We start from the raw sequence: 14,010 nt of genomic DNA on the forward strand, positions 1-14,010 counted from the left end.
GTTAGATGGGCAGCTTGCGGAAGATCGGCCGAGGTACGTGTCGCAGCACCATCATCACCAGACGCCAGGGAGCAGGCGTCCAGATGAGGGGAGTGCCCTTGCGCGAGGCGTTCACCGCGAGCTTGGCGATGACCTCCTTGTCGACGGTCATCGGCGCTTCCTTGACGTGCGCGCTGAACTTGGTGCGCACCATGCCCGGACGAACCACGGTGACCCGAGGTCCGAACTCGCGCAACGCTTCTCCGAGCCCGAGGTAGAACCCGTCGAGGCCGGCCTTGGTGGAGCCGTAGACGAAGTTGGAGCGACGAACCCGCTCGCCTGCCACCGAGGACATGACGATGATGCGGCCGTACGCCTGCGCCTTCATCTTCTCGCCCAGCAGCACACCGACCGACACCGAAGCGGTGTAGTTGATGTTCGCGGCGAGGACGGCCTTGCGCTGGTCCTGCCAGAGTTGCTCGGCATCGAAGTCGACGGCGAAGGCGACGATGGCGACATCGACGTCACCCTTGGCCCAGGCGGCGTCGATCACCTTGGGATGCGACGCGGTGTCGAGTGCATCGAAGTCGATGACGTCGACCGACTTCGCGCCCTTGGCGGTCAGTTGTGCGACGGCGCTCTCGCGCAGCGGGTCGTTCGGCAGCGCGGCGAGGATGACACGTGCCGGAGACTTCGACAGGTACTCCTCGGTGATCGCGAGACCGATCTCGCTGGTGCCACCCAGAACGAGAATCGTCTGGGGGTTACCTACGGCGTCTATCGTCACAGCAGTTCCAGCCTTCTAGCCATATCGGAGGCGAAAACGCCTGTGGGGTCTACGGATCGACGGACCTTGATCCATTCGTCGATCCGCGGGTACATCGAATGGAACGTCTCGGCGTCGGTGCGCGAATCTTTCGCGGTGTACAGACGGCCACCGAATTCGAGCACGCGCTTGTCGAGTTCGCGCACCATCTCGTTCAGGCCTGCCTTGATCGGGAAGTCCATCGCGACGTTCCAGCCGGCCATCGGAAAGCTCAGTGGCGCTTTGTTTCCCGGGCCGAACAGCTTGAAGACGTTCAGTGCCGAGTACTGGCCGGAGCGCTGAATGAACCGGATGATGTCCTTGAACTCCTCGAGCGCCTCGGTCGGAACGAGGAACTGGTACTGCAGAAATCCCTTGGGCCCGTAGCCTCGGTTCCACTCACCGACGAGGTCGAGTGGGTGGTAGAACTGCGTCAGGTTCTGCACCTTGCCGGTGTAGTTCCCGCCCATGCGGTAGTAGGCCTCGCCGATCATGCTCATCGACAGCTTGTTCAAACCACTGATCGGGAAGATATCCGGCACCGTCAACAGCTGGGGTGCGTCGAACTTCAGCGGATCCTTCTGCAGTTTCGCGGGGAGTTCGTCGAACTTGGCCAGCGAGCCGCGGGTGATCGTCGCGCGCCCGAGCTTCGGCGGCGCGCTCATGACGTCGAACCAGGCGCTCGAGTACGTGTAGTTGTCCTCGGTGCCGTCCTGGTGAGCGGCTACGGTCTCGTCGAGACTCTCGGTGCGAAGGCCGTCGTTCTTGAAGTACGCCGTTTCCGTCGGCGTCATCTCGATGGTCGCGCGCAGGATGATGCCGGTCAGGCCGTTGCCGCCGACCGTGGCCCAGAAGAGCTTGGCGTTCTTTCCCGACGGCGTCAGGTGGCGGATCTGACCGTCTGCGGTGAGCAGTTCCATCGAGCGGACGTGGTTGCCGAAGCTACCCGCACTGTGATGGTTCTTGCCGTGGATGTCGCAGCCGATGGCTCCACCGATGGTGACCTGACGCGTACCCGGCAGCACCGGAACCCACAGGCCGAACGGCAGTGCAGCGCGCATCAGCTGGTCGAGACTGACGCCGCCGTCCAGATCGACGATCCGTGTCGCGGTGTCGATGCTGTAGATGCGGTTGAGCGCCGTCATGTCGATGACGAGCCCGCCGGAGTTCTGCGCGTTGTCACCGTAGGAGCGGCCGAGGCCACGTGGAATGACGCCTCGTCGCAGGTACGAGGGCTTGGAGTCGTTCTGCTCGGCGACCTGCTTGACCGCGTTCGCGATGAGCTCGGGGTCGGAGGTGGCGAGCACCTCTCCGGTCGATCGCGCGGTGCGGCCGAATCCGGAGATCGTGCGGGTCTGCGTGGGTAGCGGCGCAGTGTTCCCGGCCTGTGGTTCCAGGGGGAAGAGTGCGTCGTCGGCTGTCGTGGACATCGCTCAAGAGGGTACCCGCACCGCGGCAGCGGCTAGTGTCAGTCCTCGTGTCCACCCCTGATCGCTCCATCGAAGACGGCTCCGGGAACGACGACTGGTCGCCCGAGGACGACGAGTTGCAGCATCACGTTCCGCTACCCGTCGAGCTGCCGCTCACCGAGAACATCGCCGACGCGGCCCTCGACTTCAAGACACAGGTGCTGCGTTTCTTGGCGACGGGTGTGCTGTCGGCCATCGTCGACCAGGGCGTCAACCTGATCCTGCATTTCGTTTTCGGGGTCGGGGTGACGCTGGCCAAGGCCATCGGCTTCGTGCTCGGAACGACGACGGCCTACCTGATCAATCGCCGCTGGACCTTCAATGCGGCTCCGTCACGGGCCCGGTTCTTCGCCGTCGTCGCGCTGTACGGCGTCACCTTCGCCGTCCAGGTGGGCATCTACACCTGGCTCTACCAGGCTCTTCCGGACGGCTTTTGGTACGCGAACGTGGCCTTCGTCATCGCCCAGGGCACGGCGACGGTCATCAACTTTCTCGTTCAGCGATTCGTGATCTTCAAGATCCGGTAGCTAGAAGGTGGGGAGGCTGCCGGCTTCGAGGGCTTGGGCGAGGGTGGGGGCGGCTGAGTCCTTGTCGGAGAGCTCGTAGGTCAAAGGTGATCCGTCGCGTCCGGTGGTGGGCCAGTCGATGCCCAGGGCGGGGTCGAGGGGGTTGATGTCGCGGTCCAGTGACGGGGTGTACTCGAGGCTGCACAGGTACATGACGGTGGAATTGTCTTCCAGCGACAGGATGGCGTGGCCGAGTCCTTCGGAGAGGAACACCGCTTTGCGGTCGACGTCGTCGATCAGCACGCTGTCCCACTGCCCGAACGTCGGGGAGCCGACCCGCAGGTCGACGATGACGTCGAGGAATGCTCCGCGGGCGCAGGTGACGTATTTCGCTTGCCCGGGCGGGTTGGTGGTGAAGTGGATCCCGCGGAGCACGCCTGCGGCGGAGACCGAACAGTTCGCCTGCTTCAACTCCAGCGCTCGACCGGTGGTGTCCTCGAACGCCGACGCTTTGAACCATTCGAAGAACACGCCGCGGTCGTCGCCGAACTGGCGTGGGGTGTATTCGTAGGCACCGGCGATGCTCAACTCACGAAAGGTCATCGGTTCCCTCGGTCGATCAGATCGAGCAGGTAGGTGCCGTAGCCGGATTTGACGAGCTTCTCGGCGCGCACGCGCAGTTCGTCGTCGGTGATGAATCCGCGTCGCCAGGCCACTTCTTCGGGGGATCCGATTTTCAGGCCTTGGCGTTGTTCGATGGTGCGCACGTAGTTCGAGGCATCGAGGAGGGAGTCGAAGGTGCCGGTGTCGAGCCAGGCTGTGCCGCGGGGCAGGACCTCGACCTGGAGGCGGCCTGCCTCCAGATAGTGGCGGTTGACGTCGGTGATCTCGTATTCCCCACGCGCGGAGGGCTCGAGGTCGCGGGCGATGGCGATGACGTCGTTGTCGTAGAAGTACAGGCCGGGGACGGCGTAGTTCGATTTCGGTACGGCCGGCTTTTCTTCCAACGAGATGGCCTTACGGTTGTCGTCGAATTCGATGACGCCGTAGGCGGTGGGGTCGGAGACTTCGTAGGCGAAGACGGCTCCGCCGTCGATGGTCTCGAAGCGGGACAGTTGGGTGCCCAGGCCGGGGCCGTAGAAGATGTTGTCGCCCAACACCAATGCCGCGGAGTCGGTGCCGATGTGCTCTGCTCCGAGGACGAATGCCTGGGCGAGGCCGTTCGGTTCGTGCTGGACCTTGTAGGTCAGGGAGATACCGAATTGGGAGCCGTCACCGAGGAGGCGGGTGAACTGGTCGGCGTCCTGGGGGGTGGTGATGATGAGGATCTCGCGGATCCCGGCGAGGATCAGGGTCGAGAGCGGGTAGTAGATCATCGGTTTGTCGTAGACCGGGACCAGCTGTTTGCTGACGCCCATCGTGATCGGATGAAGACGCGAGCCCGTGCCGCCCGCCAGAATGATTCCCCGCATGAACCCGCAGTCTTCCAGACCCTCCCGTCGACCGTGCGGTTGTGCCTTCCCCGTTTCCGCTGCGGGGGCTCGGAGGTGCACCTACGCTCGCCGCATACCCAGCCTTCCCAGAGATCCGAGGACAACGATCGTGACGAGCCGCACCCAGATCGAAACCGGTATCAGCCAGGTCACCGCTCTGCTCTCCGCTGTGACCGCAGACGAACGCGCGTCGGCGACGCCCTGTACCGACTGGACAGTCGCCGAGCTGTCGGACCACCTCGTGAACACCGCGGCCAATTTGGTGACCATGGCGCGGGGCGGCGAGATCGATTGGTCGGCGTCACCCGAGCCGTCGTCCGACCCGATTCCGCTGTGGACCGAGAGGACCCGCGAACTGTTGGCCGAGATCGACGCAGGATCACCGCTGCCACTCGGTATGGTCGCCGCGGAATTCTCGGTGCACGCGTGGGACCTCGCGACCGCACTCGGTCGCGGCACCGACGACTTCGACCCGACCGTCGCGGAAGACGGGCTGGAGTTCATGTCCGAGAATTTGACCGACGAACGCCGCGCCGGTGCCTTCGAACCGGAGCAGCCCACACCGGACGGGTCGAACGCGTACGAGCGTTTGGCGGCCTTTGCCGGACGTACTGTCGCGCGTTCCTGAGACTTCGCTGGCGACGGCTCATTCCCACGGGATTCGATACGGCTGAGACGGGACCTCCGTCGTCGAAGTCGGCCATTCGCTCGGCCCCATGATCTGCGAATCGGCTTTGAGCTCTCCGACTTCCCGTGGCACCGGCTCTGCGTCCACCTCGATTCGTTCCCAACTGCATTCACCCGACGCGACGCGGGTTGCGTAGTGGATCAGGTCGGACGACGCTTGCGGTGACGACGCCAGGCGGGCGAGCAGTTCCGCGGTGACCCTGCGGGATCCCGCTCGAGCCGTCAGGTCCGTGTTCAGTGCTCGCGTGCGTGCGGCCTCGAGCTCACCGCAGGATGCCATCAGGCGGTCGTATGCGGCTCGGGCGTGCGGAGGCAGGGACTCGATCATGCGTCCCGCCATGGTTCGTCGCCGGTGCCGACGGAGAAGTCCTCGTCCGGTGTGTCGAGTACTGGTCGGATGTCCGCTGTCTTGCCCGCTTCGACGGCTTGCTTGCCGTAGTCGAGGAAGTCGTTCAGCGGCCGCAGTGTGTCGTCGATCTTCTGGCCCACCTGGCCTTCGGGGTCGCCGAGCGCGTCGAGGAACGCGCCGAAGTCGTCGACCACCTTTTCGATCTTCACGATGAGTTCTTTGGTCAGATTCATTGCTGTCCAGCATATTTCGATGATGCTTTCGACCTGCCATGCTGTGCCGACCATCGGAACCTTCTTGATCACTACCTTCAATGCACCGCGGGCGTTGTCGACGGCCACCTCGGACTCCAGTAACTCGACGATTTTGCGCACCACTGCCGAGGCGGCTTCGCGAAGCTGGTCGGAGATTGCCGCACAGATCGCAGAGATCGTTCGTCCGGCCGGACCTTCCCATCGCATTGCGGCCAGTTGCCGGTCGGCGTAGTCGGTGAATGCCTGTGCGGCAGCGCCGTTCCAGTGACCTTCGACTCGGCGCACTCCTGCAGCTAACGACTCCGCTGCGGCTTCCATCGCGTCACCCGCTATCTGGTACACCTGACCGATTCGACGGATTTCGTTCCAGTTTCCGGTGACGGGGATGGTCGCTTCGCGTAGCGGACTCCACCCGGAGAGCTCGAAGATCGTGCGGTCGATCTCGCCGAGCCACTCGGAGGCATCGGCGAGTACGTCGCGGAGGTCGTCGAGCACGGGATTCGTTGGCGAATAGTCGATCCCGTGGGATCGGCCGTAGTCGGCGGGTCCTTCGAATTCGTCCACGTGCCCGACGGCGGCACGATCCGAACTGCCGCGGTCGATGCCCGGTAGTGGCGGAAGTGTCGTGTGAGTGTTCAACAGGTCGTAGTTTCGCTGATCCTGGTCGGCGTACAGCCACGCAGCCTTGTTCAGTTCGACACCCATCTCGCCACAATTGGCGGACAGGTGAACCTGCCGAGTGCGTGTCAACTCCTGCAAGCCGGCGAGATACGGCTGGAGTCGCTGCAGAATCTGCCCGACCACGTTCTCGCTCAGGCCCGCATTGTCGATCAGATAACGATGACCGGCCAGAGTATCGACGCCGATGCGATCGAGAAGATTGCCGAGACCGGCTATTTCCGAGGAATTAGCGTAAAGAGGTTCGGTCATTGCACTGGACTCTTTCGAAGAGTGGAGATAAGGCTGTCGACGTCCTCGTCGTTCAGCGCATCCTCGACGTCCCGGTCGGCCAGAACTACGAAGACCGCCACCTCTGCTGTGGCGAAACCGGTTGTGGTGACCACGTCGAATGTTGCTCTGGGAGGTGGGCAATCAGGCGTATCGGGTATGTCTTCGACCGAGGCTGAGTAACGGACGGCCGGCTCACCGTCCACTTCCGAGTACCGAGGGTCGCTGATCCGAACAGTAGGTGTTTCGGATCCGTCTCTGTTGGTGAAGATCATCGAGGCCTTCTGCACCTCTTGAAACGCGAGCACCGTCAAGTCTCCGACGCGTCGACCGGTCATCCCTGTGATTGCCGAGGTCTGAAATTCGCCACCTTCGCAGTCGAAGCGCCCGTGCAGCCCCAGCGCGCCGTATGTAGCGGTGGACCCGTCCTCACCGGTCCACTCCGAAAACGCGTCGTACTGATTCTCCCAATCCGCCGGAATTTCGTAAGTCCAGCCGAATTTGGTGGCGATGGGCTGCGGCTGCCCGGCGGGTACCTCGATTTTCGGTGGCGGACGGTTCATCGAGGGAAAGCCCGGCGGCAACGGCGGCGGCGATGTCGTCGAGCCCGTGGGTTTCGGTGACACCGGCGGCAGAACCTGCACACCCTCGTACGGTTCAGGCACCGGAGGTGCCAGCTGCGGAATTGCCCACATGATCCCGAACAGCAGCGCTACCGACGCCGCGAGACGAATCAGAATTTTGCCGAGACCCATTGACGTACTCCCCCCGAAGTCGAACAGAAGCTAGCACGCGCGCCCGACAAGAACGGCCCGCACGAGTCTCCACCGGTAAAGTGCCTGTTCATGAGAATTCTTGTCACGGGTGGGGCCGGGTTCATCGGCGCGAACTTCGTACATCAGACCCTCGCGCAGCGCCCCGACTCGCAGGTCACCGTGCTCGACAAGCTCACCTACGCAGGCAACAAGGCATCCCTCGAGCCAGTCGCCGACCGCATCGACTTCGTGCACGGCGACATCGCCGACGCCGACCTCGTCGACCGCCTCGTTCGCGCGACGGATCTGGTCGTCCACTTCGCCGCGGAATCGCACAACGACAACTCGTTGACCGACCCGTGGCCGTTCGTGCACACCAACGTCATCGGCACCACCACATTGCTCAACGCGGTCCGCGAACACGACGTCCGCTACCACCACATCTCCACCGACGAGGTCTACGGCGACCTCGAACTCGACGACCCGGCACGCTTCACCGAATCGACCCCGTACAACCCGTCGAGCCCGTACTCCTCGACCAAAGCCTCCAGTGATCTGCTGGTACGCGCCTGGACCCGCTCGTTCGGGGTCCGCTCCACCATCTCCAACTGCTCCAACAACTACGGCCCCTACCAGCACGTGGAGAAGTTCATCCCACGTCAGATCACCAACATCCTCAGCGGCTCCCGCCCCAAGCTCTACGGGGCTGGCCAGAACGTGCGCGACTGGATCCACGTCGACGATCACAACAGCGCCGTCTGGGCCATCATCGACGGTGGCCGCATCGGCGAGACCTACCTCATCGGAGCCGACGGCGAAGCGAACAACCGCACCGTCCTCGAGGCGATCCTCGAAGAGACCGGCAACGCGCCCGACGCCTTCGACTTCGTCACCGACCGCCCCGGCCACGATCTGCGCTACGCCATCGATTCGACGAAGCTCCGCACCGAATTGGGCTGGAGGCCAACCTACGTCGACTTCCGTGCCGGCTTGAAGGCAACCGTCGACTGGTACCGCGACAACGAGCAGTGGTGGCGACCGCAGAAAGATGCCACCGAAGCCGTCTATGCGGCGAAAGAGTCCGTACTGCCCTAGCTGCTGCGTGACATTCGGTGGCGCAGAAGCAGATACACCGCACGACGCATGAACGACGTCATCAGAGCCTTGGCGTTTCCGATGCGTACGTCGCCGTTGGACAGCAACGTCGGATCGCTTGCTTGCAGTGAGCGATGGAAGTCCGCTGCCTGACGGGCCTGCTGGGTGGCCAGCTCGACGCTCCACTGTCCCGAGTTGATGCGGAACGACGCCAGTGGCTGTGGGATGGCGACGATGTCGCCGCGCAGGGCGACCGCGATGAAGGTGGCCTGGTCGATCAGGTAGGGGTGGCTGTTGTCCCACAGTCCGATGTCGCGTAGCTCCGACAGCTTCATCATCACGCCGCCGGGCTCACCGAAGATGTTGGCGCCGGCTCGGACTGCAGTTCTGGCAGCTACCCGCCCCGACACCCTTCCCTGCAGTCCGCCGAGCCCGCGGGCGGCGATGACTGTCTTGCCGTAGGCGTCGATGAGGGTGCGCTGCGAGGCGACCAGAACGGCGGCCGGGTTGTCGTCGAATGCCTGCACCTGGATGGCCAGCGCGGTGGGCGCGATGGTGTCGTCGCCGCACACCAGTTTGATCAAATCGCCCGTGGCCTCCTCGGTGACGCGGTTCCAGTTGGCCTGTGCGCCACCACCGGCCGGGGTCGTCAGAACACGGATGCGGGGGTCGTCGAACTTCTGCGCGACGGCGAGGGTGTCGTCGGTCGACGAGTGGTCGGCGATGACGAGCTCGAAGTCGGTGAACGTCTGGGCGAGAATCGAATCGATGGTCTCGGCCAGGTATTCGGCGTTGTTGTACGCCGGGACGACGACGGAAACACGGGGGGTCATGGTGTGGGGGCCTGGCTCTTTCTGCGGAACGAGAAGTCGCGGTAGCCGAAGAAGCTGACGACTGCCATCACTGCTGTGACGGCCAATTGTGAAGGGATGGGCGGGAAGTGGAGCACCGATACGGCGATGGTCATCAACGATATGTTTGCCAGGAACGCGCCGAAGTTGACGACGAAGAACCGCAGCAGATCTCGCAGGAAGTGCCCGCGCACGCGGAACACCAGGTAGCGGTACATCGCGAACGCGCACAGCACATTGCACAGATAGCCGAGGACGATGGCGGCGTGGTAGCCGTACTGCTCACCGATGAGCAACTGCCACAGGATGAACCACGCGGTGCCCAACCCGGTGTTGACGCCGCCGACGAGCAGGAATGCGATCTTCTGATTCTTGACGATGCGCATCAGCGGCCCGGGCGCACCGCTCATGCCGGCCGGGGGAGCGGGAGTCTGCGGCTCGGTCATCGACCCACCGCCAATGCTTGACGCGTCGCGAACAAGGTCGACGCGATGCCTGCAGGCAACGTTCGATGGGTGCGACGATCGATTTCCGGCCAGACCGTCGACCGCAGTCGCAGATCGCGGCCTTGGAAGGCGGCGAGGGGAGATGCCGCGAGCACCACGTTCGGCCGTCGGCGAAAGACTGTTCGGCACGCTCCGAGGATCGAACCGATCGTGACGGCCTCACCCGAGGCGAAGATCTTGACCGTCGGCGAAAGTTGTTGCTCGGCAGACATCTCGAGGGTGTCGGCCACCATCTCGGCCGCGTCGGACACGTAGAGATAGTCGCGCAGCGTATCCATCGGTACAAAGATGGATACGGGCGACGCCATCAGGTATCCGCGGCACAGGTGCGAGATCAGGCCTTGCGGTTTCGCGAGATTCTGTCCCGGGCCGTAGAGGTTCGCGAAGCGGCCGATCACCACATTGATGCCGGTGCGCACCCCGAAGTCGGTGGCGATCGACTCGGACTGCAGCTTCGCGAAGCCGTAGTCGCCCAACGGAACCGGCTGCGTTCCTTCATGATGCGGCGCTCCGAGTGCGCCCGCGTACACGCCCCCTGCGGACGAGGCGAGGAAGACCGTTCCGGTGTCGGCGCGATCGGCGGCTACTGCTTCGATGCGCGAGAGGACTGTGCGAATCAGCTCGTTCTCCTGAGCGAATTGCGCTGCACTGGTGCCGTTCACACCCGCGCCCGCGGCCCAGATCACGTTCCACGCACCGTCGTCGAACGAGTCGAAGAATTCTGAACAGCGTTGCAGCAGAGCTTCTTCGGCCAACGCCCTGTTCGTCCAGGGGATCGTACTGGTGTGCACGTGATGCCCGCGGCGTTGCACCTCCCGGGTCGCTGCTGCGCCGAGTAGGCCGCCGCTGCCGACGATCCAGGTGTGCGTCGCGGTCACGTCGACGGTGTGTTGTCGGTCGACTGTGAATTCTCGACTGATTCTGCAGGCGCGGTGCGCCCGAGTGGGCCGTTTCCGGGATCGGTGACGATGAGGTACGGCGGCTTACCCATGGCGGTCTTGACGTTGACGCCGACGTATTCGGCCACTACTCCGAGTGAGAACAGGGTTGCCCCGAAGCCGAACAGCAGGATCACCATCGTCGATGCCCAGCCTCGCACCTCGGCACCCGAATCGAACACGAAGTACGAGATCAGCACGTAGGCCACGAGAATCAGGCCGAGCAGGGCGAAGGCGAGGCCGATGAAGCTGACCATCCGCAGTCCCTTGGTGCCGCTCGAGAGCACCATCCGCCAGAAGTGCGAGAGCAGTGTCCGCAGTCGGTAACCCGATCGACGATCCACTTCCTCCCGCAATGCCACCGGACTCGTCGAGACGTCGCCTGCGATCCACCCGAGAGCAATGTCGAGGTAGGCCTCGGAACCGGCATACGCGGCGACGGAACGACCGACTTCACCGAGCACCAGGCGGTAGCTCTGGTAGTCGACGGTGTTGTCCCCGGCCAGAGCTTTGGCAATCAGCCACTTCGAACCGCGGGAGGCGGCGTTACGCCACAATCCGTGCGGCGCGACATTGGTGGGCTTGGCGTAGACCACGGTGGACTGCCGGTCGAGGGCGGTATCGAGCATGCCGCCGATGGCCGCCGGGTCGTGTTGACCGTCCTCGTCCATCGTGACGATCCACTCGCCGCCACTCGATGCCATACCGGCCAGCGTGGCTGGGTGTTGGCCGAAGTTGCGACTGAGCCATACGCCGCGAACGAACGTGTGCGCGGCGGTGAGCTGCCGAATGACGGCAGCGGAGTTGTCGGGTCCGTGATCGAAGACGAGCAGAACCTCTTCGACGATCATCGGCCGGCCGAGGGGAGTGTGCACCACCTTGGTCAACGGAATGATCTCGTCCATCAACGCGCTGAGTGTCCGCTCGCCCTGATAGACCGGAACCACAATGGAAATGCGGTGCGGATCAGCAGCAGCGTCGTCGGACATCACGAGGGCTTACCCTATCTGGGTCGTTCCGCAGGCTCTACTCCCGTCCTTATCTGCTGGACGTCGTACTGCCGAGCTCCGGAGAACTCGAGCTTCTGCGCCGTCGCACATCGAGCACCACCAGGCCGATCAGCACCAGCACTCCGCCTGCCATCGCGGCCAGTCCGAGGCGTTCGCCCGGCGGCCGGAAGGTGATCTCGAGGTCCGCGTTGTCGGTGCCGGGCGGCAGGTCGACGTACAGGAAGATGTCGGCCAAGCCCTTCGTCTGCAGTTCTTCACCGTTCAGCGTGGCGGTGTACCCGGGCCAGGCCAACCGCGAGAAGACGACGCTTCCGCCGTCGGGTGCACTGACGTCGACGTGCTCGGAGTCGGCGTCGGAGCTGCGGGGTTCGGCTGTGGCGTCGACCGTCGCGACGACGCGTCCGGACGTCGAGGGAATCAGCCCGTCGACACGTTCGAGGACGAAGACCTGGCGAGCCGCCTCGGGAGTGGGTGCGGTCACCCACTGCCAGCCTGCGGGCGCGGGTTGGGAATCCGCGAACGGATACTGCAGCTTCTGCAGAACGACGCGGTCCAGTTGCATCAGATCCGCGTAGGTCTTGCCGGTGTACGGCTCGATCTCGAACAGTCGGCCGAAGGCATCCGTGCAGGTCGATCCTTCGTGCTCGAAGCACAGCAGATTGGCGAAATCGAGATAGCCGACGGGGGTGTAGGCGTTGACGTAGTCCAGGCCCATGACCTTGGCGGAGTTGCCGTACACCTGGGAGTGCCACGGCAGCTGGGGGTCGTCCGGCCCGTCGGCCTGAGTTTCGGTCAGAGCGCGGCTGCCGAGTTGCAACGTCGAGCCCTGCCATTGCGGGAACTGCGCCTTGGCTTCGGACTGAGATGCGGGCAGCCACCATTTGTCGAACGGCGGCTCGTAGGTGGCCACCTGGTACATCGCAACCGGCGCGATCGTGACGAGGAGCAGCGCTGCCGTCGCCCGGGTGGAGAAGCGGTGGGCCAGCAGCAGCGCGAGTGCGCCGACGAGCAGGATCGCCAGCGCGGCGAGGATGTGGCGACCGAAGAACTCCGGTCCCGAGGAGCCGGCGCGCAGCAGCAACACCAGTGTCAACAGACCGGCCGCGAGCAGCCGGGGGCGCAGCTTGTCGAGAGTTCCGTATCGACTGATCAGGGTGACCACGAGAATCAGCGCGACGATGGCGACGAAGGGAAGGATGCGCGCGGGCCAGCGGATGGGGCCGATGTCGCTCGGCCCGGCTGTGAAGACCAGTGCGAACGTCAACAGGATCAGCGGTGCGGCCAGCTCGCGCAAGGCCGCGGGCACCCGACGCCACGCGATGAACGCGAGCGCGGGGACGACGAACCAGGCGATGTAGGTGACCGGCGACTCGGTGGTCTCGCCCGCCCACGATTCGATACTCGTCACGGCCGTGGGGATGCTTGCGGTCAGCGATTCCGACCACGGTGCCGTCAGGAAGTTGTCGTTGAACGTTCCCTCGTCGCCGCTGCGCCAGGTGACCGCCGAGGTCAGTACGCCAGGGAGGAAGGTCACAGCCCCGCACGCGGCCGCTGCGATGCCGACACTGCACACCTTCAGAGCGGGTCGCCACAGGCGCTGGAACAGGCGTTCGCCGATCGCGACGGAGCCGATCATCACGCCGGCCATCACCGCAGCGTGTACGTAACCCACGCTGATGGCCAGGTAGAGGAACACGAACGGAACGATGGGGCCGCTGCGGCCGCGGGCGTATTTCACCGAGCTCGCCCACGCGTTGGTGATGTACGCGGTGCCGATGAGTGCGGTCACCCACGAGGTGTTCTCGAAGAACAGGGTGAAGCCGACGAACGGTGCACTCGCGCCCGCGACGGCGGCCCAGTTGGCGCGCGCTCCATAGGTGAGTGCGACGCGATAGACGCCCCAGGCCAGCAGGATCGAGAAGCCGAGTTTGACCACCGTTGCGAGCAGTACCAGGTTGTCGACGGACGGCGAGATGTAGTTGATCGCCATCTGCACCGGGTTCCACAGGCCGCCCTGGCCTTCGACGGGATAGTTGCCCGCCATCCACTGATCGAGCACGAGGGACGGAAAGTGGCCGTCGCGCATGATGCGCCCGAGCTGAAGCCAGTTGGGAATGGCTCCGGATTCGGTGTCGTCGATGTAGAAGAAGCGCGGGTCGACGCTGAGTATCAGGAGATAGCCCAACACGACGACTGCGGCGATCGCCGCGCCCCATACGAGGCGCTCTCGTTTGCCGTCGGGCAGAGAGCTGCTCGTCATCTGGGTATCCGTGGTGGGCAAGGTCAACTCCGTGAGTTCGGGCAAAGACACCCGACTCTAGCTCTCGAGGTGCCCGGTAACCGAAACGTCGAGTCGTGCACGACG

15 protein-coding genes are annotated in these 14,010 nt (G+C 64.1%); 3 read left to right on the forward strand and 12 right to left on the reverse strand.

What is annotated here, in order from left to right:
* Window position 1 precedes the first annotated feature (1 nt).
* Entirely contained in the window at window positions 2-766 is a 765-nt protein-coding gene (locus tag CH305_RS09790) for a decaprenylphospho-beta-D-erythro-pentofuranosid-2-ulose 2-reductase (protein WP_032381093.1), read from the reverse strand.
* Entirely contained in the window at window positions 763-2,214 is a 1,452-nt protein-coding gene (locus CH305_RS09795; protein WP_094703540.1) for an FAD-binding oxidoreductase, read from the reverse strand. Before CH305_RS09795 ends, CH305_RS09790 begins: the two co-directional genes overlap by 4 nt.
* Before the next feature lie 47 nt (window positions 2,215-2,261).
* Here CH305_RS09795 and CH305_RS09800 point away from each other — a divergent pair, with 47 nt between their 5' ends.
* Window positions 2,262-2,780: a GtrA family protein gene (locus CH305_RS09800; RefSeq protein WP_373454549.1), complete on the forward strand. Its 519-nt coding sequence runs from the start codon at window positions 2,262-2,264 to the stop codon at window positions 2,778-2,780.
* Here the strand turns inward: CH305_RS09800 and CH305_RS09805 are convergent, their stop codons facing one another.
* The gene (locus tag CH305_RS09805; protein WP_094703541.1) at window positions 2,781-3,362 is read right to left on the reverse strand and encodes a dTDP-4-dehydrorhamnose 3,5-epimerase family protein; all 582 of its coding nucleotides are present in this window, start codon (window positions 3,360-3,362) and stop codon (window positions 2,781-2,783) included.
* Window positions 3,359-4,231: a glucose-1-phosphate thymidylyltransferase RfbA gene (gene rfbA, locus CH305_RS09810; protein ID WP_094703542.1), complete on the reverse strand. Its 873-nt coding sequence runs from the start codon at window positions 4,229-4,231 to the stop codon at window positions 3,359-3,361. Before rfbA ends, CH305_RS09805 begins: the two co-directional genes overlap by 4 nt.
* A 130-nt stretch (window positions 4,232-4,361) precedes the next feature.
* Between rfbA and CH305_RS09815 the strand changes: the two genes are divergently transcribed.
* Complete coding sequence (locus tag CH305_RS09815; RefSeq protein WP_032405125.1) at window positions 4,362-4,880, forward strand: maleylpyruvate isomerase family mycothiol-dependent enzyme; 519 nt, start codon at window positions 4,362-4,364, stop codon at window positions 4,878-4,880.
* A gap of 18 nt (window positions 4,881-4,898) precedes the next feature.
* On the opposite strand, the gene CH305_RS09820 is transcribed toward CH305_RS09815, so the two are convergent.
* From CH305_RS09820 to CH305_RS09830, 3 genes are read right to left on the reverse strand one after another with little or no spacing between them, the layout of a single operon-like run.
* A complete protein-coding gene (locus CH305_RS09820) occupies window positions 4,899-5,267 on the reverse strand; it encodes a hypothetical protein (protein ID WP_143545270.1) in 369 nt (122 codons plus the stop codon).
* Window positions 5,264-6,472, reverse strand: a complete 1,209-nt coding sequence (locus tag CH305_RS09825) for a WXG100 family type VII secretion target (RefSeq protein WP_094703545.1) — start codon at window positions 6,470-6,472, stop codon at window positions 5,264-5,266. Before CH305_RS09825 ends, CH305_RS09820 begins: the two co-directional genes overlap by 4 nt.
* The gene (locus CH305_RS09830) at window positions 6,469-7,245 is read right to left on the reverse strand and encodes a hypothetical protein (RefSeq protein WP_052058613.1); all 777 of its coding nucleotides are present in this window, start codon (window positions 7,243-7,245) and stop codon (window positions 6,469-6,471) included. Before CH305_RS09830 ends, CH305_RS09825 begins: the two co-directional genes overlap by 4 nt.
* A gap of 90 nt (window positions 7,246-7,335) precedes the next feature.
* Here CH305_RS09830 and rfbB point away from each other — a divergent pair, with 90 nt between their 5' ends.
* Window positions 7,336-8,340 carry a dTDP-glucose 4,6-dehydratase gene (gene rfbB / locus CH305_RS09835; RefSeq protein WP_094703546.1) on the forward strand — a complete coding sequence of 335 codons (1,005 nt, stop codon included), beginning with the start codon at window positions 7,336-7,338 and terminating at the stop codon, window positions 8,338-8,340.
* On the opposite strand, the gene CH305_RS09840 is transcribed toward rfbB, so the two are convergent.
* Genes CH305_RS09840 through CH305_RS09860 form a run of 5 tightly spaced genes read right to left on the reverse strand, consistent with a single transcriptional unit; the run spans window position 8,337 to window position 13,905 of the window.
* Window positions 8,337-9,173, reverse strand: coding sequence for a glycosyltransferase family A protein (locus CH305_RS09840; protein WP_094609065.1), 837 nt, complete (start codon window positions 9,171-9,173; stop codon window positions 8,337-8,339). The genes rfbB and CH305_RS09840 overlap by 4 nt on opposite strands.
* Window positions 9,170-9,637, reverse strand: coding sequence for a GtrA family protein (locus CH305_RS09845; protein ID WP_094609066.1), 468 nt, complete (start codon window positions 9,635-9,637; stop codon window positions 9,170-9,172). Before CH305_RS09845 ends, CH305_RS09840 begins: the two co-directional genes overlap by 4 nt.
* Window positions 9,634-10,575, reverse strand: coding sequence for an NAD(P)-dependent oxidoreductase (locus CH305_RS09850; RefSeq protein WP_094703547.1), 942 nt, complete (start codon window positions 10,573-10,575; stop codon window positions 9,634-9,636). Before CH305_RS09850 ends, CH305_RS09845 begins: the two co-directional genes overlap by 4 nt.
* The gene (locus CH305_RS09855; RefSeq protein WP_176458203.1) at window positions 10,572-11,624 is read right to left on the reverse strand and encodes a glycosyltransferase; all 1,053 of its coding nucleotides are present in this window, start codon (window positions 11,622-11,624) and stop codon (window positions 10,572-10,574) included. The genes CH305_RS09850 and CH305_RS09855 overlap by 4 nt, the downstream gene beginning before the upstream one ends.
* A 49-nt stretch (window positions 11,625-11,673) precedes the next feature.
* Complete coding sequence (locus CH305_RS09860; protein WP_032405164.1) at window positions 11,674-13,905, reverse strand: membrane protein; 2,232 nt, start codon at window positions 13,903-13,905, stop codon at window positions 11,674-11,676.
* Window positions 13,906-14,010 lie beyond the last annotated feature (105 nt).

Origin of the sequence: Rhodococcus sp. 15-649-2-2, from assembly GCF_002258645.1 — a bacterium.
In the GTDB taxonomy this organism is placed as follows: domain Bacteria; phylum Actinomycetota; class Actinomycetes; order Mycobacteriales; family Mycobacteriaceae; genus Rhodococcoides.